Origin of the sequence: Streptomyces sp. NBC_01477 (assembly GCF_036227245.1) — a bacterium.
GTDB lineage: Bacteria > Actinomycetota > Actinomycetes > Streptomycetales > Streptomycetaceae > Actinacidiphila.
Window position 1 is genome coordinate 3919859 of the sequence record NZ_CP109445.1, and the last position, 20745, is coordinate 3940603.

Below are 20745 nucleotides of genomic sequence, written 5' to 3' on the forward strand. Positions count from 1 at the left end.
CGCAGCACGTACCGCCCGCGTCACGCGACCCAGTGGGGGCGGCGGCCCGCAGGCCCGAGCGGGAGGCCGTCCGCGAGCGCCGCCGCCATCCGCTGCACCGCCTCGCGCAGGACGTCAGGCGGCGTCGTGTACGGGATGCGGAGCCGCTGTTCGAAGACGCCGGGGGTGGTGGCGAAGCAGCCGCCGCCCTCGATCCGTACCCCGTAGGCCATGACGCGCTCGGCCAGCGCGGCGGCGACCGGTTCGCCCAGGTCGACCCACAACGACAGTCCGCCGGGCGGGAGTTGCCAGGTCCACCGGGGCAGGTGCTCGGACAGCGCGGCGGCCAGCACCGTACGCCGCTCCCGCAGTCGGTCCAGGCGGGGCGGCAGCAATTCCGCGGTGCGGTCGAGCAGGTCGAGGGCGAGGAGCTGGTCGACCACGGAGCCGCCCAGGTCGTTGGCGATGCGCTGGCCGGCGAGTTCGGTGACCAGCTGGGCGGGGGCGCGCAGCCAGCCGATCCGCAGACCGCCCCAACAGCTCTTGCTCATCGAGCCGATGGTGATGACCTGCCCGGCCCCGCCGGGACCGCCGTGCGAGGCGAAGTGCGCCGGCGCCGGCACATCGAGCGCCAGGTCGGCCATGGTCTCGTCGACGACCAGCCAGGTGCCGGAGCGCTGCGCGGCGCGCAGGACGCGGGCACGCTGGCCCGGGGGCATGAGCGAACCGGTCGGGTTGTGGAAGTCGGGTATCAGGTAGGCCAGTTGCGGCACCACCTGGTGCAGCGTCGACTCGATGATCCCGACGTCCCAGCCGTCGTCGGCGACCGGCACCGCCACCGGGCGGAGCCGCGCGCGGCGGATCGCTTCGAGGGCGTTGGGGTAGGAGGGGTGCTCGACCAGTACCCGGTCGCCGGGCTCGGCCAGCAGCCCCAGGACCAGCGTCAGCGCGTGCTGCGCGCCCGCGGTCACCAGGATCTGCTCGGGCACGGTGGCCAGCCCGCGCCGGGTGAAGCGCTCGGCGACGGCCGCGCGCAGCTCGGGCAGACCATAGGGGTGGTAGCCGGGGGTGTGCTCGTGCTCGGCCAGCCGCGGGACGATCCGGGCGAGGGCGCCGGCCAGCACGCCGTCCGGCAGCCCGAGGGCGGCCCTGGCCAGGTCGATCGTGGTGTCGAGCGGCGGCAGCGCCCGGGTGACACCGCTGGGCGCGGCGCCCTCGGGCAGCGCCGTCCAGGTGCCGGAGCCGCGCCGGCTGTGCGCGTAACCGCTCTCCCGCAGCAGGTCGTAGGCCGCGGTGACGGTGGGCCTGCTGACGCGCAGGGCCGCGGCCAGCTCCCTTTCCGCGGGGAGCCGCATGCGCAGCGCGATCCGCCCGTCCAGGATCAGCGCGCTGATCGCCTGCGCCAGGTGCCGGTACGCGGGCCGTGCCCCCGCAGGACCGGGCAGCAGGGCGGCGAGTTGCCGACTGCCCAGCGCGCGCCCGGCGCCGCGGTCCGCCGGCCGGAAGGGACTCGGCTTCGCCGCCATACCACTCTCCCGGGATTGGTCATGGTCTCCAGGCCAATGACTCTACAGACTCACCGCCAGTGGCCAGGACGCGCTGGTCACGTCGACACGACCACGGCGGAGGCGACCGGCACATGGCGCGGACGATGACACGGCAGGTCCACCGCCGGGCGCCCGGCAGCCGCGTTCCCCGCCCCGCCACCGGCCCGCCGCTGGGCCACGTCCGCCTCGGCGAACGCCCGCTGCGCCGCCTGCCGCAGCTCCTGCTCGGCCTGGCCCTCTACGGTTTCAGCCTGTCGCTGCTGGTCAGGGCGTCGCTGGGGGTCAACCCGTGGAGCGTGCTCTACGAAGGCCTGGAGCGGCGCACCCCGCTGAGCTTCGGCACGATCAGCGCGGTGGTCGGGGCGCTGGTGCTGCTGCTGTGGATACCGCTCAGGCAGCGGCCCGCGCTCGGCACCTTCGCGAACATCGCCGTGCTCGCGCTGTCCGCCGACCTCGGCCTGCGGCTGCTTCCCGCGCACTTCGGCCTCCCCGCACGGACCGCCCTGCTGGCCGGCGGTGTGCTGCTCAACGGGCTGTCCGTCGCGGTCTACGTCGGCGCGCGCTACGGGCCCGGGCCGCGGGACGGGCTGATGACCGGCTCGGCGGCGGTGACGGGCCGGACGATCCGCTTCGTGCGCACCCTGATCGAACTGGCGGTGCTCGCCGCCGGCTGGCTGCTCGGCGGGAGCGTGGGCGCGGGGACGGTGCTGTACGCGGTCGCGGTCGGCCCGATCGCGCAGACCTGCCTGCCGGTGTTCGCCTACCGGGCCGCGGGGGAGGATCAGCCGGCCTGGTCCGACGACGCCGACGGGTCGGACGGGTCGGACGGGTCCGACGGGTCCGACGGGTCCGACAGGTCCGGCTCGACCAGCAGCCGGGCGTAATTGGCCATCGAGCGCTGGTAGCGCGGCAGGTGCGGGGCCAGCGCGCCCACGGCCACGGAGACGGCCTCGCGTTCCCGGCCGACGTCGGTGAGGGCGAGGGCGAGCACGGCGGCCAGGGCGTCGTCGAGGTGGTCGTGGCCGGCGGCCCGCTCGGCGGTGAGCAGGGCCACGCTCTCCTGCGAGCGGCCGAGGTTGCGCAGCGAACTGGCCAGCTGGATGACCCCGCGGCGGCGGCGCTCACCGCCGACGCCCGCGTCGAGGGCGGCGCGGTAGAGCGGGACGGCGCGGTCGGAGTGGCCGGTGGAGTCCCAGGCGGCGGCGCGTTCGAAGAGGGCGGCGCTGTCGCCTTCCGGCAGTTCGCCGACGAGGGCGTCCATCGCGGCGCGGAATTCCTCGTCGGGGCGGTTGCCGACGGTCGTCCACAGGTCGGCGTTCCTGCGCTCCCAGTCCGCCGAGGGGGCGGCGGTCCCCGGTGCTGCGGTCATGATGTCCACGCTCCTTGCTGTGCGTTCCCCGCCGCCGGGCCGAGGTGCCCGCCGGTGAGCCGGGGCTGTGCCCGGCGGTGTGCCGGTCCGGTGCGCCGGTCCGGTGCGCACGGCCTGCGGCGCCCGGCCGCACAGGGTGCGGGGGTGCCGCTGGGTTCGCCCCGGTCAAGGCGCGTCGGTCGGCCCCGCGTCAGCGGACTCCGCGTCCGCCAGGACCTCGCCGATCACCCGGCCGTGCTCGGCGGCGAGCGCCGGGGCCGTCTCGCGGAACTGCACCATGCAGATCAGCGCCTTCCACAGCGCCCAGCCGCGCGCCCGCGCCCACGTCCCCGGGTCCTTGGCGACCGTACGGCGGAAGGCGGCGCGGCTCTCGCCGGAGAACAGCGTCCAGCTGATCACCAGGTCGCACGCCGGGTCGCCGACCCCGGAGGTGCCGAAGTCGATGACCGCGGCCAGGCGGCCGTCCTTGACCAGCAGATTGCCGCCCGCGATGTCGCCGTGGAACCACACCGGCGGCCCCGTGAAGTCGGCCGCGAGTGCCGCGTCCCACACCGCCGCGGCGCTCTTCGTGTCGACCAGGCCGTCCAGCTCGGCCAGTGCGGCGCGGGTCTCCCCGTCGTAATAGGCGGGCGGCGCGCCGCGGTGGAAGCTGTGGGCGCCGGCCGCCGGGCCGCCCGCCGGGTCGATGTCCTGCAACGCCCGCAGGAAGCCGCCGAGCGCGACCGCGAAGCCGGTGAGGTCGCCGATCCGGTCGGGCGTCGTCGCCGTCTCGCCGTCCAGCCAGCCGCGCACCGACCAGCCGTACGGGTAGCCCTCCCCCGGCTCGCCCTTGCCCAGCACCGGCGGCACCGGCACGGGCAGATACGGCGCGAGCACCGGCAGCCAGGCGTTCTCCTTCTCGACGGCGGGCACGTAGCCGGCCGCCGTGGGCAGCCGTACGGTCATGTCCTGCCCGAGCCGGTACGTGCGGTTGTCCCACCCGTCGACCGCGACGGGCCGCACGGGCAGGCCGCGCCACTGCGGGAACTGGGCGGCGATCAGCCGCTCCACCAATGCCGCGTCGATGCCTGCGCGGCCGTCCGCGCTCTCGCCAGAAGTCACCCTGGGATGATCGCCATGACCTCCGGCCCCCGCAACCGGGTTATGCCTCGCCGGCGGCACGCAGGCCCTTGCGCCGCCCCGTCGCCTGCGGCCCGGCGGGGGCTGGTCGCGCAGTTCCCCGCGCCCCTGGGGAAGTTGCCACGTGCGGTGGCGTCGCGTCTTCGCCAGCGCCGTGGTCGCGCGAGCCCCGGCATTCCCTCGCAGCGCGTGGTGATCGGATGCGGCGGCCTCAAGACACTGCCCCGGCCCCCGAATCGGCCTGCACACCGTGGAGGCAGCGTCCTTCGCCGGGGCCGGACGTGGGCGTATTCGAGTCCGGGATGGACGACCGGATCGCAGAGCCGCGGCTGCGGTGCGGCGCAACCTCACGCAAGAAGAGCTGGCGGACAGAGCTGGGCTCTCGGTCGATGTGGTGCGGAGGCTGGAAACGGGGGCGACGCAGGCCCGCACGGCTTGCCGCGGCGAATTCGCCGGCCAGGGCGCTGGAAGCGGAGCCCTCATTCCTCGTCGGCCAGAAGTGGTGTGGGCGGTCTGCGCCGACGACCACGCCCGGGGCTGCGCCGGGGCAGGGCCGACGCGAGCGGGCACCGCGCGAGCGGTCCGGTCAGGCTCGTGGTGGCGGGGGATCGGGGAGGAGGGTGACGCGGAGGGCGTGGAGGCGGGGTGGGGAGGCGATCACGTCGTAGGACGAGATGCGCGCGCCGGTGATGGTGACCGTGAGGGCGAGAGTGAGCCGGCCGCGGGGGGCGACGACGATGCCGACGGCGCCGTCGATGAGCGCGGGGGCGGCGTAACGGGCGCGGCGGCCGAGGACCAGGGTCTCGTCGGCGACCGCGCGGGCGCCCCGGACGAGCACCGCCCGGCCGGCCGGCAGCGCCGCGGGATCGGCCCGCCGGACGACGTCGGGCGCGAGGACGGCGAGCAGTTCCGCGATGTCCCCGCCACGGGCCGCCGCGAGGAAGGCCTCGACGACCACCCGGTGTCCCGCCACCTTTTCCGCGCCCGCCGCAGGCGTCCCGTGCACCTTGGCCCGCGCCCTGCTGGCCAGCTTCTTCGCCGCCCCGGGTGAGCGCCCGACGATGGGCGCGATGCGGTCGAAGGGCACCGCGAAGCTGTCGTGCAGCACGAAGGCGACGCGTTCGTCCGGCCCGAGCGCGTCGAGCACGACCAGCAGCGCGCGCCCGACCGACTCGGCGAGCTCGGCCTCCTGCTCGGGACCGTCGCCGTCCAGCGCGAGGTCGGGCACGTGCTCGCCGACCGGGTCCTCACGGCGGGCGGCCCGGCCGCGCAGGGCGTCGAGGCACAGCCGGGAGACGACGGTGGTGAGCCAGGCCGCCAGGTTGCCGATGCTGCCGGCGTCCACCGTGGCGAGCCGCAGCCACGCCTCCTGGACGGCGTCCTCGGCCTCGGCGGCCGAGCCGAGCATGCGGTAGGCGACGGCGACCAGCCGCCGCCGCTCCGCCTCGAACCGCCGCGCCAGCAGCTCGGGGCCGTCGTGCTCGTCCATGCGTCACCTTCGCTCGTCGCGGTCCGCCGACAGTACGACGACCGGGGCGGCACAAAGGTGACCGCGTCGCACGCGGGCGGTCCCGTCCGACAAGGACCGGGCATTCCGCGGCAGCCCGGGGGATCACGTACCGCACCGTCCGAAAACCGCCGGAACGGGCCACGCGCCCGGGGCAGGGTGGGGCCATGACCTCACAGAACACGACCGTGATCGACCACACCCGTATCGAGCCCGGCATCCTCTACTTCGGCACGCCCGTCGTGCTGCTCTCGACCGTCAACGAGGACGGGACGGCGAATCTGGCCCCCATGTCGTCGGCCTTCTGGCTGGGGTGGCGGTGCATGCTCGGGCTGGGCGCGCGGTCGCAGACGGCGCGCAATCTGCTGCGGGAGCGGGAGTGCGTGCTGAATCTGCCCGACGACCGGCTGGCCTGGGCGGTGGACCGGCTGGCGCTGACCACCGGTCGCGATCCGGTACCTGCAGGGAAGGCGGCGCGCGGGTACCGCCACGAGGGGGACAAGTTCGGCCGGGCCGGGCTGACGGCGGTGGCGTCGCGGACCGTACGGCCGCCGCGGGCCGCGGAGTGCCCGGTGGCGATGGAGGCCGTGCTGGAGGCCACCCACCCGCTGGCCCAGGACGACCCTGAGCAGCGCGGCGGCATCATCGTCTTCGAGGTCCGGGTCCAGCGGGTGCTGGTGCACGAGGAGATCCGGCTGGCGGGCAGCGCCGACCGTATCGACCCCGACGCCTGGCGCCCGCTGATCATGAGCTTCCAGCAGCTGTACGGGCTCGGCCCGCGGCTGCGGGAGTCGACGCTCGCACGGATCCCGGAGCAGATGTACCGCGGCCCTGACATCGAGCGGTCCCGGGTGGCCGGGGGCGGCCGGGGCGCCCTTGACACCTGGCAGTGACCCGCAGAGTCTGAGCAGGCGCGCCCGCGGCCACGCGGGGGCGCACCGTCAACTCCCGCGCACGCCAGCGGATTCGAACCGGCACCACCACGTTGAACAGCGGCAGCGCCGCCCAGCCGAGGAGGAGCCGTCATGCGCGGGCCAGACGCGTATCCGACCGTGTCCGGTGTCGCGGCGGCGGCCCGTCTGCTCAGCGCGCGGCACCCGGACCTGTGCCGGATGCGGCTGGCCGGGGAGTCCAGGACCGGGCGCCCGCTGTGGCTGCTGTCGGTCGGGCACGGCAGGCGGCACGTGCTGGTGGTCGCCGGGCCGCACCCGGACGAGCAGGCCGGCGGCGGCACCGTGCTGTGGCTGGCGGAACAGGCGGTCGCCGACCGCCACCGGCAGGCCGACGCCGACCTGACCTGGGACTTCCTGCTGTGCCTCGACCCCGACGGCACCGTGCTCAACGAGTCGGGACCGGCGGGGCCGCGCCCGCCGGCCGTGCACTTCCGGCACACCTACCGCCCGGCCGCGTGCGAACAGCCCGAATGGGCCGGCTCCTTCCGCGCCCCGGGGGACGAACTCCCCGAGACCTACGCGCTGCTGGCCGTCATCGACGAGCTTCGGCCGTTCCTCCAGTGCTCCCTGCACGGGACGGACGTCGGCGGCAGTTGGGTGCAGCTGACCTCCGACATCCCGGGCCTGGCCGAGCCGTTCGGGAAGTACGCCGCTGAACTCGACATCCCCGTGCAGGCCGGCACCTACGACGCCCTGTTCTGGCACGGCTCGGGACCCGGTGTGTACGTGCTGCCGCCCGGCGGGCGGCGGGAGCGGTTCGCGTGCGAGCCGGAGAACGTCAACGGCTCCACCTGGTGCCGCCCGCAGCGGCACGGCGGGCTCACCGCGCTGGTCGAGGTGCCCATGTGGGCCACCCGCCGGGTCGCCGACCCGGCCCCGCACCCCGAGCCGTCGCAGGCGATCGGCGCGATGGCCGCACGGCTGCGCAAGGACGGCGCCGCGCTCACCGCCACGCTGGAGCGGGCGCTGCCGGTCATCGGGCCGCCCGACTCCGCGGACAGCAGCGAGGCGCTGCTGCTGCGCGGGGTGGAGCAGGCGGTCGGCGCCTTCGCGGCGCTCGCCGCCGACTACGACGTGCTCGCGGCGGACTCGCCGGTGCCGCTGACGATGGCGCATGTGGCCGCCCTCGACATCGCCGCCCGGCGGATACCGCTGCGCGCGGCGGGGATGCTGCTGCGGGTGCTGGACGAGCAGCCGCTCGACGGCGACCCGGCCGGTGAGCCGGGGCGGTTGCGGGGCCGCCTGGAGCGCAGGCTCGACGCGGGGGCGCGGGAGTTGGTCGCGTCGGTGGACGCCCGCTGGGTGCCGGTGTACGACCAGGTCGAGTTGCAGGCCAGGACGGTCCTGGCGGCGGTCGACCGGCTCTCCTGACCTCCGTCCACGGGATGGACCCGGCACACGGCCCGGCTGTCCTGACCCCTGGTCCACGGGGTCTCCGGTCTGCGGCCCGGCGCTCCTGACCCCGCCCACGCCCGGCTGTCCTGACCCCTGGTCTACGAGGCCGCCCCGCCGCAGGCCGGGCAGTCGGGGCGGCGTGGGTGGCGCTGGAGCACGGGGTCGCCGAGCGACATCAGGTTGATGCCGTAGCGGAAGCCGGGGCGCATCGGGGGGACGCCGGTGAGCAGGGCGACGGCGGCGTGGGCGACCAGGGTGCCGGACAGGGTCGCGGTCACCGCGCTCGCCGGATTCCACGGCATCCGGGGCGACGCGGCCGCCTCGTCCTGGCCCGGTGCGAGCCGCAGGTCGCGGCGCTCGGACTCGCCGGCCCGCTGGCACTCCCAGCACGGCCCGGAACCGGGGACGTGGACGCCCGCGGTGACCAGCGGGCCGCGGTAACCGCCCTCCACCCAGGGGAGGTTCGCGGCCAGGCAGACCCGGTTCGCCCAGCGGCGGATCTCCGGCGGGCGGTCGGCGCCGAGCACCAGCAGGTCGTACGGCGGGCCTTCGGCGATCAGTGCGGCGAGGTCGTCCTGGCCGCGGATCTCCCGGCGTTCGCCCGTGACGGTCACATCGGAGTTCAGGGCGCGCAGCGCGGCCACCGCCGTATCGGCCTTGGGGTGCCCGATGTCGGCCTCGCCGTAGATCAACTGGCGGTTGAGGTTGGACAGTTCGACGGTGTCGGGGTCCACCAGGTGCAGCCGCCCGACGCCCGCGGCGGTGAGGATCTGCGCGGCGGCGCCCCCCGTACCGCCGACGCCGAGCACCAGGGCGCGGGCGTGGCGTAATCGCAGCTGGGCCTGCCAGGGGCTGGCGCGCGGGCTGAGGTCCATCCAGCGCAGCAGCGCGACCCCGCGGGCGTGCCGCAGCGGGTCGCGCTCCGCGAGGCCCGGCGGCAGCGGGGCCGCCGCGTCCTCCACGAAGCCGGCCTGCCGCAGTTCCTCGATGGCCCTGCCGACCGTCTCGGGCTTGACGGCGGCCGGGTGCAGCGCGGCGACCTCCGCGGCGATCCCCGGACCGCTGCGGGTGCCGTCCATGAGTTCGGTGAGCGTCCAGATCCAGCCGTCCGGGTCGGCGATCTCCGCGCCGATGCCGTAGATGACGCTGCCGATCCTGACGTTGCCGTCGACCGTGCGGTACGCCCGGTGCTCGGGTTTGATCCGCGGCCGGCGCAACTGCGCCTCCGCGCCCCCGGATTCCGCCTCCGACAGCGCCGTCATCCGGGCCGCCCCCCTTGCCCCATCGTGCTCCCTTGACACTGTCGCCGTGCCGCCGGACTCTGACAAGGCATCGGAGTGACCGGGGTGAAGAGCCAACTCCCTTGCGCAGTAGGCGACTTGAACGAGGAGGGGAGGCACCATGGCGAGCACCATCGTCATACGGCAGCTGGACAAGAAGGAGACGACGGGCGACAGCAACTCCAACGGAACGTGAGTCATTCCACGGTCGACGCGTATCCGGGCGTCGCGGGGGTCGTGGCAGCGGCCTCCGCGTTCGTCCGTTTCCGTCCGGGTCTTTGCACCCTGCGGGTGGTCGGCCGGTCGCGGGAGGGCCGCCCGCTGTATCTGCTCACGGTCGGCCTCGACCGGCCGCGGGTGCGCAACATCCTGGTGGTCGCGGGACCGCACTCCGACGAACGGGTCGGGGCGGCCAGCGCGCTGCGTATCGCGGAACGGGTGGCGCTCGACCCCCAGTTGCACGTCGGCGCGGGCGCGGCCTGGCATTTCCTGCTGTGCCTCGACCCCGACGGCACCCTGCGCAGCGAGAAGGGTCCGGTCGTCCGGCGCACCCCGGCCAAGCACTTCCGGCACGCGTACCGGCCGCCCGCCGACGAACAGCCCGAATGGGCGCCGTCGATCCGCCCGCCCGGGGACCAGCTCCCCGAGTCCGAGGCGCTGATCCGGCTCATCGACGAGCTGCGCCCGGTCCTCCAGTGCTCCTTGCACGGCAACGACATCGGCGGCAGCTGGATCCAGCTCACCCGCGACCTGCCGGGGCTCGCGGAACCGCTCGGCAAGATCTCCGCGGAGCGGGACGTGCCCGTGCAGACCGGCACCTACGACGCCCTCTACTGGCAGGCGTCGGGTCCCGGTGTCTACCTCATGCCGGAGCCGGGCGAACGCGCCCAGTTCGACAGCCTGCCCGAGGACGTCAGCAGGTCCACCTGGATACGGCCGCACGCGTACGGCGGGATGACCGCGCTGTTCGAGGTGCCGATGTGGGCGAGTCCCGGCGTCTCGGACACCAGCCCGCACCCCGACCCGGCCCGCGCGCTGGCCGACCTCGCGGTCCTGCTGCGGCACCAGTCGGGCCTGAGCCGGGCGACGCTCGCCGAGGTCCGGCCGTTCCTGCCGGCCGGCGAGGACGCGGCGCGCCTGCTGCGGATCGTGGAAGGGCTGGTCACGATGGGTCCGCGGGTGGCCGACGAGTGGGAGGGGATGCATCCGTCGCCGGTGCGGTTGTCGCGTGCGCACCTGCACGCGCTCGACATCGCGGCCCGCCGGATGTCCCTGCGCACGGCCGGGATGCTGCTCCAGCTGCTGGCGGCCTCGTCCGAGTCCGCGGAGGTGGTACGGCTGCAGGCCGCGGGCGAGCGGCGGCTGGCCCGCTGGGCGGCGGAGCTGGCCGCCGGCCACGGCCTGACCTGGCTCCCCGTCCCGGTCCAGGTCGATCTCCAGACCGAGACGGTGCTCGCCGCCTTCCGCTTGCTCGCGGGCTGACCGCCCCCGGGCGGCCTCCTCGCGTCCCGGGACGACCCGACACGTGCCCCGCAGGAGCGCGGGGAACTGTGCGACCGGCCACGACGGCGGGAGAACGGCCGCCCGCGGCGAGCGGCACTGCCGGAGCCGAACCGCCTAGCTCACCGCGGCGGCCAGCTCGGCCGCGACGAGTTCGGCGACCTGCACCGCGTTCAGCGCGGCGCCCTTGCGGAGGTTGTCGTTGGACAGGAAGAGGGCCAGGCCGTTGTCGACCGTCTCGTCACGGCGGATCCGGCCGACGTAGGACGGGTCGCGGCCCGCGGCCTGGAGCGGCGTGGGGATCTCCGAGATCTCCACGCCCGGCGCCCGCGCCAGCAGCTCGTACGCCCGCTCGACGCTCAGCGGGCGCGCGAACCTGGCGTTGACCTGGAGGGAGTGCCCGGAGAAGACCGGCACCCTGACACACGTGCCGGACACCTTGAGGTCGGGGATGTCCAGGATCTTGCGCGACTCGTGCCGCAGCTTCTGCTCCTCGTCGGTCTCGAAGCTGCCGTCGTCCACGATGGACCCGGCGAGCGGGACGACGTTGAAGGCGATGGGCCGGGCGTAGACGGCGGGGGCCGGGAAGTCGACCGCGTCGCCGTCGAAGGTGAGCCGGTCGGCGTTCTCGGTGACCTGGCGGGCCTGCCCGTGCAGTTCCGCCACGCCGGTGAGGCCGGAGCCGGAGACCGCCTGGTAGGTGGTGGCGACCAGGGCCACCAGGCCGGCTTCCTCGTGCAGCGGGCGCAGCACCGGCATCGCGGCCATGGTGGTGCAGTTCGGGTTGGCGATGATGCCCTTGGGGCGGTCGGCCAGGGCGTGCGGGTTGACCTCGGAGACGATGAGCGGGACGTCGGGGTCGCGCCGCCAGGCGGAGGAGTTGTCGATCACGACGGCGCCCTGGCCCGCGACCTTCTCCGCGAGGGCGCGGCTGGTGGCGCCGCCGGCCGAGAAGATCACGATGTCGAGGCCGGTGTAGTCGGCGGTACCGGCGTCCTCGACGGTGACCTCGCCGCCCGGCGCCCCGGCCCACGGCAGGGTGCGGCCCGCGGACCGCGCCGACGCGAAGAGCCGCAGCTCCGTCACCGGGAATTCGCGTTCGGCCAGCACCTTGCGTACGACTCCGCCGACCTGCCCGGTCGCTCCGACGATTCCGATCCTCATGCGGTCTCTCTCCGATCTGGTCGCGCCCGTCCGTGGCGCTGGGTGTCCCGCCCGTTCGAGTATCACCGCAGCGGCGGCCGGGCGGCGAATGGTTTCAGGTGCCGAGACGTACCGCGGCCAGCGACCGCGGGCTCGCGGGCAGCAGCGGCAGCCGTACGTCCGGGGTCGGGATGCGGCCCTGGGCGTGCAGCGCGGCCTTGATCACGGTCGGGTTCGGCTCCCGGAAGAGCGCGGCGGCCCGCGCGGCGAGCCGGTGGCCGAGCGCGCGGTCGCCGGTGGCGGCCAGCTCGGCCCACGCGGCGGTGTCCAGGTGGGCGGAGGCCAGTACGGCGCCGGTGGCGCCGAGGGCGAGCAGCGCGGGCGCGAAGACGTCGTCGCCGGCGAGCACGTCGAAGCCGGCCGGGCGGTCGCCGAGCAGGTCGACGGTCTCGGCGTCGATGCCGCCGACCGCGTACTTCACCCCGGTCACCCCCGGGATCGCGGCCAGCTCCCGCAGCGCGCGGGCGGTGAGCGGCTGCCCCGTGCGGTAGGGGACGTGGTAGACGAGCAGCGGTACGGGGCCGCGCGCGGCGAGCGCGGTGAAGTGCGCGACGACCCCGGCTTCACCCGGGCGGACGAACGCCGGCACCGTCGCCAGGAGCGCGTCCGGCGCCGCCGCCCACTCCCCCGGTGCGCGCCGCCCGTCCCCCACCCCGACCACGAAGCGCGCCCCGGCCGCCCGGCACACCCCTCCGATCAGCTCGACGGCCCGCTCCCGCTCCGGCCCGTCCAGGCTCTCCGGCTCCCCGGTCGTGCCGAGCACCACCAGCCCGTGCGCCCCGCCCGCCAGGATCTCCCCGGCCAGCGCTTCGAGCGCGTCCCAGGCGACACCGCCGGCCGCGGTGAACGGGGTGATGAGCGGTACGTACAGCGCTGGGGTCATGAGGGCGAGTCTCACCCGGCGCGATGCGGTAGGTCCAGTTAAACGTCGTACACCAAACCATTAAGCATCACTGTATTGACTGCTCGGAACACCCTCGGAGCGCCTCCGGAACGCTTCAGAAGACCTCGGGGCACCACGGGCGGCGCGGGGTGCGGAAGAGGTGGTCGGCGGTGGTGGCCGCGCCGGGGGCGTGCTCGGCCACGAGGCCCAGGGCGGCGAGGCGCAGCGCGGACTCGTCGCCCAGATGGAGCCGGGCCAGGGTCGCGACGTCGAGGGTCAGGTCCGGGGCCGCGGCCGGCGCGGAGGTGCAGCGGGGCGCGACCCCGGGAGCGGTCTCCAGCCGGAAGGTGCCGCCGGCCAGGCCCGCCGGGTCGCGGACGTCCAGGACGAGGTCGGCGGCCAGCGGGGCGTAGCCGCGGGCGGACAGGGCGGCCGGGACGTCGAGCAGCCGCAGCCACATGAAGTCGGCGTAGGTCTCGGTGCGGGCGGCGCGGGGGTCGCCGAGCAGCAGCGGGAGGATGTCGTCCGGCGGGCGGTGGCCCGACTTGAGCCGCACGATCCAGTCGAGGGAGAGCAGATAGCGCCACAGGGCCGCGTCGGCGGCCGGGGTGGCGGCGAGCAGCCAGAGCACCTCGGCCTCGGCGTTGGGCAGCTTGCCCGGCCAGTACGGGTCGTTGACGTGGTACGCGGCCATGCCGTCGATCCCGCCGGCCGCGTCGCGGTGGACGAGGAAGAAGGGCTGTCTGTAGCTGAAGGAGGGCAGGACGGTCGCACCGGTGGCGCGGTTCCACCAGTCGGCGGTGCGGTTGATGGCACCGGCGGTAAGGGTGCGGACCCGCTCGTGCAGGGCGGGACCTGCCGTGCGCGCCTCCTCGGCGCTGATCAGGTCGACGGTGCCCTCGGCCGGGTCGGGACCCGCGTAACGGCTGTCGAGCGCGGCCCGGGGCAGGTCGATCTCCCAGTCGGTGACCCAGGTCGCCGGGCCGTAGCCGTACCGCCCGTAGATCGGGTATTCGGCGGCGATCAGGATCGACACCGCCTCGCCGCGCTCCTTCGCGTCGGCCAGGTCGGCGGCCATCAGCCGGGAGGCCAGGCCCCGGCGGCGATGGGTGGCGGTCACGGCCACGTTGGTCACCGCGGAGGCGGGCACCGAGCCGCCGCCCGGCACCGTCAGGTCGCGCGCCATGCTGCGGAAGGTGGCCACGCAGCGGTCCCCGTCGAAGGCGCCGCGGGTGCGGTCCAGGTCGTAGTTCGGCCGCACCAGCGCGATTTCCTCGGCGCTGATGGTCAGCGACCGGTGGAAGCCGGTGTGCACCGCCCTGACCCAGCTGTCGACGTCGGACTCGGCGAGCGTGCGCAGTTCAAGACCCATGTCCGCACGTTACGCAGCCGCCCGCGCGGATCGCATCCGGTTAATCTCCCGGGCGGGCGCGGACCCCGCGGCGGTACGCGGACGGAGGCGGCCGGGGGCGGCCGGGGGCGGCCGGATGCGGCCGGATGCGGCGAACCAACCCGCCGACGACGGGTGTTCAGCCGTCCGACAGCAGGTCGTCGATGTGCGCCTCGCCCTCGCGGTAGCGCCGGGTGATCTCCGCCGAGCAGCCGTCGACGGTCTGCTGGAGGCGGTGCCGCCGGCCCGACACCTGCTGCTCGTGCCGGGCCAGCCGGCCCATCGCGGCACGCAGCTCCGGGTCGGTGCGGGCCTCGAGGTCGGACAGTTCGACCTCGGCGAGGATGTCGGCGGCGAGCCGCTGCACCCGCGCGGTCAGCGGGGTGCCGAGGGTGACGTGCCGGGCGGAGGAGCGGACCAGGGAGGGGCCGTCGGTCAGGATCTCCGGGAGCCGGTCGAGGACCGGCGCCTCCGGTCCTCCCGGGGTGCCGGGCACCCCGCCGGCCCCGGCCCTGCGGCTCAGTTCGGCCCGCAGGATGTCGATCCGCCCGTGCAGCAGCCGGCGCAGATACGACAGGTCGGCCTCCTCGCGCTGGGCGTCCCTGCGCAGGGTGCGCAGCGCCGCCAGGTCGAGGTCGCCCAGGTCGGCTGCCGGGGTGTCCGCCAGCGGACCGCGGGGTGCGGGCGGGCGGAACGGCCCTGGTGCGTCGGCCTTGAGCATGCGGTGGCCCTTCCTGGTGGGTGGCGGGGGGATGGCACCGCCGGCACAGCGGCGGCGGTGCCGGGAGCCTGTCCAGCGCCGGATGTGATCATGCCTGTCGTCCCCCGTCCGCAGCAGGCCGCGCGCGGGGATCCTGCTGTCGATGCTGCCACTTGCCCCCGGCACCCCGCAGCGACTCTGCACCCGAACGGCCGTCGCGACAGTTGTGCGAGGCGGCCGAAGCGGCGTGCGCCGGATCCCGTACGCGCCCCGCCGTCGCGCCGGAGCCGCCCGCGTACGACCGCCGCCCGCTCCCCGCCCGGCTCGGCACCCGGGCGGGGAGCACCACCGCGCCACCCGCGTACCGGCGGCGCCTCCGCGCACGCCACAATGGCCGCATGCGTGCGGTGGCCCAGCGGGTGAGCGAGGCGAAGGTCGTGGTCGACGGGCGGACCGTGGGCGCCATCGGCGGACCCGGGCTGTGCGTCCTGGTCGGGGTGACGCACGACGACACCCCGGCGAAGGCGGCGGCGCTGGCCCGCAAGCTGTGGAGCCTGCGCGTCCTGCCCGACGAGCAGTCCTGCTCCGACATCGCGGCACCGCTGCTGGTGATCAGCCAGTTCACGCTTTACGGTGACGCCCGCAAGGGCCGCCGCCCCACCTGGAACGCCGCGGCGCCCGGGCAGGTCGCCGAGCCGCTGGTGGACGAGGTCGTCGCCCAACTGCGCGCGCTGGGCGCGACCGTGGAGACCGGGATCTTCGGCGCCGACATGAAGGTGTCGCTCACCAACGACGGGCCCTTCACCGTCGTCATCGACCTGTAGGACCTGGAGCGCGGCCGCTCAGGGCGCGACGACCGTCTCCTGGGTGGCCGCGGTGTCCTCGGCGATCAGTGTCGCGTCCTGCGGGGTGTTGCGCTTGACGACCGCGAGCGCGATCGGGCCCAGCTCCCAGTGCCGGGCCGACGAGGTGATGATGCCGACCGCCCGGCCGTCCCCGCCCTCCGCCGCGACCCGCACCTCGGCGCCGTGGCCCGGCAACCGTACGTCGCTGCCGTCCAGGTGCAGGAAGACCAGCCGGCGCGGCGGGCGGCCCAGATTGTGCACCCGGGCGACCGTCTCCTGGCCGCGGTAGCAGCCCTTCTGCAAGTGCACGGCCGTGTCCAGCCAGCCCAGCTCGTGCGGGATGGTCCGGTGGTCGGTCTCCAGGCCGAGCCGCGGCCGGTGCGCCTCGATCCGCAGCGCCTCGTGCGCGAGCACCCCGATCGGCGGCCCCGCCTGCGCGGCGAAGTCCTCAAGGCCCTCGCGCGGCACGAAGACCTCCCGCCCGTACGGCGTCTCCCGCACGACCCATTCCGCGGGCGTCCCGGCGATGGACCCGGCGGGGAGATACACCAGGGCGTACTGCTCCGACGCGTCGGCGGTCTCGACCCGGTAGAAGAACTTCATGCTCTCCAGGTACGCCAGCAGCGCGCCCTGCGTGCCGGGCTCGACGTGGATCCAGGTGGTGGCGCCGTCGTCGACCAGGTAGAGGGCGTGCTCGATATGGCCGTGCGCGGACAGGACGAGCGCTTCCGTGGCCTGTCCGGCCGGCAGGTTCTCCACGTGCTGGGTGAGCAGCAGATGCAGCCAGGCCAGCCGGTCGGCACCGGTGACCGTCACCACACCGCGGTGCGAGAGGTCCACGAAACCGCTGCCGTCCGCGAGCGCGCGCTGCTCGCGGAAGAGGTCGCCGTAATGCGCGGCCACCCCTTCGTCAGGGCCTTCCGCGGCGACAGCGCCGGGCAGCGACAGCAAAGGGCTCTTCGTCATGTCGTCAAGACTACGACCAGGCCGCTCGTATGACCGGATCCGGCGGCCAGGACCGGCCGGACGGAGGTCACCCGGCCGAGGAGCCGGCCGCCTTCGCCGAGCAGTCCCGGCAGCGGCCGAAGATCGCGAAGTGCTTCATGTCGGTCTCGAAGCCGAACTCCGCCTGGAGCTCCGCCATGAGCGGCGCCGCCAGCTCCACATGCGCCTCGGTGACCGCGTCGCAGTCCCGGCAGACCAGGTGCATGTGGTCGTGCCGGTCCGCGAGGTGGTAGGTGGGCGCCCCGTGTCCGAGGTGGGCGTGGCTGACCAGGCCCAGTTCCTCCAGCAGCTCCAGCGTGCGGTAGACGGTGGAGATGTTGATCCCGGAGGCGGTCTTGCGCACCTCGCACAGGATGCCGTCGGGTGTGCCGTGCTCCAGGCACTCGACAGCTTCCAGCACCAGCTGCCGCTGCGGCGTCAGCCGGTAGCCGCGCCGGCGGAGGTCGGTCTTCCAGTCGGTGGTGACCACCCGGCCAGTGTAGGTCGATTCACCGGGCGGACGGCCCGTGCGGCTACTTGAAGAAGGCGATGCCGTCGTCGGGCAGGTCCTTGAGGTCGGCGACCCACTCGCGCGGGTCCACGACCTTCTTCAGATGGGCCGACATGTACGGGCGCAGCGGAATCGCCGGGGTGGCCTTCTCGCCGACCCACATCAGGTCGCTGTTCACATAGCCGTACAGCCGCTTGCCGCCGCTGTACTCGGGGGCGGAGGGCAGCCGGGCGACCGCGTCCGTGACCAGGTCGATCTGCGGCTTGCCCTCGGCCAGCTCGCCGGTCCAGATCTCCACGACACCCTCGTCCCGGGTGGTGGTGACATCGACCTCGCGGTCCTTGCCGATCCGCCAGTAGCCGCTCTCGGTCTCCAGCGGCCTGACCTTCTTGCCCTCGGCGTCCAGCACCCAGGTGTGGGAGACGTATTCGAGGAACGGCCGGCCGTCGTGGGTGAAGGCGACCGACTGCCCGAAGTTGCACTTCTCCGAGCCCGGGAAGTCGTACACGCCCGCGCCCTCCCACCGGCCGAGCAGGAACGCCAGCGGTACGAGGTCGGGGTGCAGGTCGGACGGGATCTCGATCATGTCAGCGCTGGCCCTGGTAGAGCTTCTTCACCGCGTAGAAGGCGAACGCGGCGACGCCGACGCAGACCAGCACGAGCAGGGCGTCGTAGTAGTACTCAATGTGCACGGGTCGTGCTCCTCGCGAGGGCAGCGGGCAGGGCCGCGCACAAGTCTAGTGCGCGGCCCTCGCGCGGGCGCGGCCAGGCCGCGTGACGTGCGGCTCGTCCGGGCGCCGCACGTCCGCGCGGCTCAGCCCAGCAGCTGCGCCTGGAGCCGTACGGTCTGCCGGAAGGCCTGCTCCGGGACCTCGCCGCCCTTGCGGGTCTGGCGGACCAGCGCCACCGTGTCGCCCGCGACCAGGAAGGCGTAACGGGTCATGCTGTCGCCGTAGGGCGCGGTCTCGTCGTAGCCGGCCACCTTCACACCCCTGGGGACCGTGCGGTCCGCGAGGCCGGTGTCGAGGCGGTCGGTGGTGACGCCGTCGATCGGCTTGAGGTCGGCGTCCTGGTCGTAGTACGTGGCGTATCCCGCGCTGATGAACTGCGCCAGATACACCTCGGTCCTGGTGCCGTCCGGCATCGTCCAGGCGCGGCCCGCGACATGCCGCAGGCCCTGCTCCTTGAGGAACAGCTCCTGCTGCGAGCCGCCGCCGCCCACCCGCACCTTGAGGAACGCGGCCACCGTCAGCCAGCCCGTCGTGCCGGGGAAGGCCGGGTCGTTCACGGCCCGCCCGGGCGGCGCGAGCAGCAGCGACCGCACATCGGCGTAGTGGACGCCGCCCGGGTTGAGGGCGGCGTCCAGCGGGCGCGGCTTGCGCGCGGGCAGCTTCGGCAGCGCGACCTGCGGATACCTCCAGCGTCCGTCGTCCGGCGTCTTCAAGCCGGGGATCTTCGTACGCTCCGGGCGTGTCACGGCGTAGGCCGTCCCGGCGCCGAACACGGCGAAGACCAGCAGCACGGAGGTCCAGCGCAGCGCGACCCGCACCCGCGGGCTCACCCCGCCTGGCCGGGCGACGGCCTGCGGCGCGTACGCGGGCAGCGGCGGCGGATACGGAGGCGCCGCCGGGACGCTCGCGGGAAGGGGCTCCGGCAGCGGCCGGGGTCCGGCGGCGGGCGCGGGTCCGGCGACAGACTCAGGGGCGGCCACGGGCTCAGGCCCGGACACCGCTGCGGGCCCGGGCGTGGGCGCGGCCGACGCTGCGGGCTCGGAGGGGGCCGCAGGGGGCTCGGAGACGTCGGGCATCAGACTCCCTCCCCCGGCGCCTGGACGCGGTCGAGCTGCTTGGTCACCAGTTGCACGGCCTCGTCCTCCTGGAGCGGGGCCGGTCCCGTGGCCTCGAACTGGACCATCAGATCCCCCTCGGTCGCCTGGCAGTACATGGTGTCGAGCCAGTCGGCCTCGTCGCTGTCGTCATCGTCGTCATCGTCGTCATCGCTGTCGCCACCGGCGTCGCTGTCCGGCAGTACGCACACCGCGTGCGGGTGGCCGGGGATCTTCGGGCCGGTGCGGAAGAAGTCGCTGGACTCGCTGAGCCTGCGGAAGGCCTCGGGGCCCGTCCCGGCGGCCGGCTTGTTGCCCACCTGCACGATCGTGACCGTGTAGACCTGGCCCGTGCCCAGGCCGCGGAAGGTCCGCAGGGCCGCGCCCTTGATGTGCATGGCGTCCAGCGCGGCGTCGGCCTGCTTGCGCTCCTTCGCGCTGAGCTCGGCACCGCCGTCGCCGCCCTCGGTCATCTGCTTGGCCTCGGCGGCGTCCAGCACCGTGTCGTTGCCGTACTGGAGGAAGTCGGGGCCCGGGCGCAGGTTCTCCGGCCGCGGGAGCAGCAGTTCGCCGAGGTCGCCGTAGTGGGTGCCGCCGGCCGTCACGCCGTACGCCCTGGTCGCGGTTGGAGCGGGCGGGTGCGTGGCCAGGGCCGCGGGCCCGCCGTCGCTGCCGTCACCGCCGCCGGACAGGGCGTAACCGCCGCCGCCCAGCGCGGCGGCGGCCACGAGCGCCCCGGCCACCAGCAGCGCGGTCCGCCGCGGCGGCCGTCCCGGCGGCGCGGGCACGGGGGCGGGCGGGTACCAGGGCTGGGGCTCGGGCAAGGGCCCCGGATTCTGCTCGGTCACATCCGCTCCAGCTGCTTCGTGATCACGGACATGACGGCGTTCCTCGACACCGGGCGGACCCCGGACACGTAGACCTCGACGAGGATGTTGCCGACCCTGGCCATGCCCTGGCCGACGTAGACCTTCACGTCGCCCTCGTCGTACGGCTGCGCGGAGGGCCGGACCTCGCCGTCGAGCGTGCCGGGGACGGGTGTGCCGTAGCTCTGGTGGGCGCCGTCGCTGTACTCGCGCTCGCGCAGCATGTCGGCGGTGTTCAGGTCCTCGTCGTCGCGGAATTGCGTGAGGGTGACCGCGGTGTCGGTGAACTCGGCCTTGCCCACCGACCAGCGGGCCTCGGCGGCCCGGCGGAAACCCTTGTCGCCCAGCTCGGTGAAGATGTCCTCCGAGCTGACGTAGTCGTCCGCGAGGTCGGCCTGGGTGCGCCAGTCGCGCGCCGTCTCCTTGGCCCCCTTGGGCGTGGGCAGCAGCAGCTTGAGCAGGTTGCCGTCGTAGACCGCGTCGCGGTCGTCGGCCGCCTTGGGCGCGGGCCGGTCCGGGGCCGCGCCCACGGGCTGGACGGGCGCCGCCGCGACCAGCGGCGGGAGCGGGGTGGGCGTGCGGCCGCGCTGCACCTGGTAGCCGGCGCCCGCGCCGGCCAGGATGCCGAGCACCGCCGCCGCGGCGACGACCAGGGCCAGCCGGCGGCGGGCCATCGGCCGGTACGGCTCCGGCGGCGGAGCCACCGAGGCCGATACGAGTTCCGGTTCGAACAGCGGGACCGCGTCCCGGCCCTGACCCTCTTCACGGCGTGTTTCGCCGTCCATCCGTTCCACGAAGCCCCCCCGGGCGAAAAGACGCACACACGTGCGACCAGTCGCACGCGGACTCGTATTATGTCCAGCTGACTCGCCGTATCCGTAACTGTTTC

At 74.6% G+C, this 20745-nt stretch carries 20 protein-coding genes and 1 pseudogene; 6 read left to right on the forward strand and 15 right to left on the reverse strand.

Annotation, left to right across the window (positions count from 1 at the left end; all coding sequences use genetic code 11):
* Window positions 1–20: 20 nt before the first annotated feature.
* The gene (gene yczR, locus OHA86_RS16305) at window positions 21–1505 is read right to left on the reverse strand and encodes a MocR-like transcription factor YczR (protein ID WP_329176125.1); all 1485 of its coding nucleotides are present in this window, start codon (window positions 1503–1505) and stop codon (window positions 21–23) included.
* 125 nt (window positions 1506–1630) lie between these two features.
* On the opposite strand from yczR, the gene yczE reads away from it, so the two are divergent.
* Window positions 1631–2410 (forward strand): membrane protein YczE, encoded by a 780-nt coding sequence (gene yczE, locus OHA86_RS16310; RefSeq protein WP_329176127.1) that lies wholly within the window; start codon window positions 1631–1633, stop codon window positions 2408–2410.
* Here the strand turns inward: yczE and OHA86_RS16315 are convergent.
* Together OHA86_RS16315 and OHA86_RS16320 are read right to left on the reverse strand one after the other, a co-directional pair.
* A complete protein-coding gene (locus OHA86_RS16315; RefSeq protein WP_329176129.1) occupies window positions 2308–2895 on the reverse strand; it encodes a tetratricopeptide repeat protein in 588 nt (195 codons plus the stop codon). The two genes, yczE and OHA86_RS16315, sit on opposite strands and share 103 nt — an antisense overlap.
* Window positions 2896–3060: 165 nt before the next feature.
* Window positions 3061–3996 (reverse strand): aminoglycoside phosphotransferase family protein, encoded by a 936-nt coding sequence (locus tag OHA86_RS16320; protein ID WP_329176130.1) that lies wholly within the window; start codon window positions 3994–3996, stop codon window positions 3061–3063.
* Between the two features lie 352 nt (window positions 3997–4348).
* On the opposite strand from OHA86_RS16320, the pseudogene OHA86_RS16325 reads away from it, so the two are divergent.
* Window positions 4349–4396 (forward strand): annotated as a pseudogene (locus OHA86_RS16325) (hypothetical protein); the annotation flags it as partial.
* Window positions 4397–4600: 204 nt separating this feature from the next.
* On the opposite strand, the gene OHA86_RS16330 reads toward OHA86_RS16325, so the two are convergent.
* Complete coding sequence (locus OHA86_RS16330) at window positions 4601–5503, reverse strand: sigma-70 family RNA polymerase sigma factor (protein WP_329176133.1); 903 nt, start codon at window positions 5501–5503, stop codon at window positions 4601–4603.
* A gap of 185 nt (window positions 5504–5688) precedes the next feature.
* On the opposite strand from OHA86_RS16330, the gene OHA86_RS16335 reads away from it, so the two are divergent.
* Together OHA86_RS16335 and OHA86_RS16340 are read left to right on the forward strand one after the other, a co-directional pair.
* Window positions 5689–6414 (forward strand): flavin reductase family protein, encoded by a 726-nt coding sequence (locus OHA86_RS16335; RefSeq protein WP_329176135.1) that lies wholly within the window; start codon window positions 5689–5691, stop codon window positions 6412–6414.
* Window positions 6415–6546: 132 nt separating this feature from the next.
* Window positions 6547–7845, forward strand: coding sequence for a M14 family zinc carboxypeptidase (locus OHA86_RS16340; RefSeq protein ID WP_329176137.1), 1299 nt, complete (start codon window positions 6547–6549; stop codon window positions 7843–7845).
* Window positions 7846–7967: 122 nt separating this feature from the next.
* Here OHA86_RS16340 and OHA86_RS16345 read toward each other — a convergent pair whose 3' ends face one another.
* A complete protein-coding gene (locus tag OHA86_RS16345) occupies window positions 7968–9131 on the reverse strand; it encodes a ThiF family adenylyltransferase (protein ID WP_329176139.1) in 1164 nt (387 codons plus the stop codon).
* A 210-nt stretch (window positions 9132–9341) separates the two neighbouring features.
* Here OHA86_RS16345 and OHA86_RS16350 point away from each other — a divergent pair, with 210 nt between their 5' ends.
* On the forward strand, window positions 9342–10631 hold the full coding sequence (locus OHA86_RS16350) for a M14 family zinc carboxypeptidase (RefSeq protein ID WP_329176141.1): 1290 nt from the start codon (window positions 9342–9344) through the stop codon (window positions 10629–10631).
* A 135-nt stretch (window positions 10632–10766) separates the two neighbouring features.
* On the opposite strand, the gene OHA86_RS16355 is transcribed toward OHA86_RS16350, so the two are convergent.
* The 4 genes from OHA86_RS16355 to OHA86_RS16370 form a co-directional block, all read right to left on the reverse strand.
* Complete coding sequence (locus tag OHA86_RS16355; RefSeq protein ID WP_329176143.1) at window positions 10767–11813, reverse strand: aspartate-semialdehyde dehydrogenase; 1047 nt, start codon at window positions 11811–11813, stop codon at window positions 10767–10769.
* Between the two features lie 94 nt (window positions 11814–11907).
* Entirely contained in the window at window positions 11908–12735 is an 828-nt protein-coding gene (locus tag OHA86_RS16360) for a dihydrodipicolinate synthase family protein (RefSeq protein ID WP_329176144.1), read from the reverse strand.
* 115 nt (window positions 12736–12850) lie between these two features.
* Entirely contained in the window at window positions 12851–14107 is a 1257-nt protein-coding gene (locus OHA86_RS16365) for a GNAT family N-acetyltransferase (RefSeq protein ID WP_329176146.1), read from the reverse strand.
* Between the two features lie 157 nt (window positions 14108–14264).
* Complete coding sequence (locus OHA86_RS16370; protein WP_329176147.1) at window positions 14265–14846, reverse strand: RsiG family protein; 582 nt, start codon at window positions 14844–14846, stop codon at window positions 14265–14267.
* Window positions 14847–15223: 377 nt separating this feature from the next.
* On the opposite strand from OHA86_RS16370, the gene dtd reads away from it, so the two are divergent.
* Complete coding sequence (dtd, locus tag OHA86_RS16375; protein WP_329176149.1) at window positions 15224–15649, forward strand: D-aminoacyl-tRNA deacylase; 426 nt, start codon at window positions 15224–15226, stop codon at window positions 15647–15649.
* An 18-nt stretch (window positions 15650–15667) separates the two neighbouring features.
* On the opposite strand, the gene ygfZ is transcribed toward dtd, so the two are convergent.
* From ygfZ to OHA86_RS16405, 6 genes are all read right to left on the reverse strand, one after another.
* On the reverse strand, window positions 15668–16636 hold the full coding sequence (ygfZ, locus tag OHA86_RS16380; protein WP_329176150.1) for a CAF17-like 4Fe-4S cluster assembly/insertion protein YgfZ: 969 nt from the start codon (window positions 16634–16636) through the stop codon (window positions 15668–15670).
* Between the two features lie 67 nt (window positions 16637–16703).
* Window positions 16704–17144 (reverse strand): Fur family transcriptional regulator, encoded by a 441-nt coding sequence (locus OHA86_RS16385; protein ID WP_329176151.1) that lies wholly within the window; start codon window positions 17142–17144, stop codon window positions 16704–16706.
* Between the two features lie 43 nt (window positions 17145–17187).
* On the reverse strand, window positions 17188–17751 hold the full coding sequence (locus OHA86_RS16390; protein ID WP_329176154.1) for an FABP family protein: 564 nt from the start codon (window positions 17749–17751) through the stop codon (window positions 17188–17190).
* Window positions 17752–17979: 228 nt separating this feature from the next.
* Complete coding sequence (locus OHA86_RS16395; protein ID WP_329176155.1) at window positions 17980–18876, reverse strand: hypothetical protein; 897 nt, start codon at window positions 18874–18876, stop codon at window positions 17980–17982.
* 95 nt (window positions 18877–18971) lie between these two features.
* The gene (locus OHA86_RS16400) at window positions 18972–19838 is read right to left on the reverse strand and encodes a hypothetical protein (RefSeq protein WP_329176157.1); all 867 of its coding nucleotides are present in this window, start codon (window positions 19836–19838) and stop codon (window positions 18972–18974) included.
* Window positions 19835–20641 (reverse strand): hypothetical protein, encoded by an 807-nt coding sequence (locus OHA86_RS16405; RefSeq protein ID WP_329176158.1) that lies wholly within the window; start codon window positions 20639–20641, stop codon window positions 19835–19837. The genes OHA86_RS16400 and OHA86_RS16405 overlap by 4 nt, the downstream gene beginning before the upstream one ends.
* Between the last annotated feature and the right edge of the window lie 104 nt (window positions 20642–20745).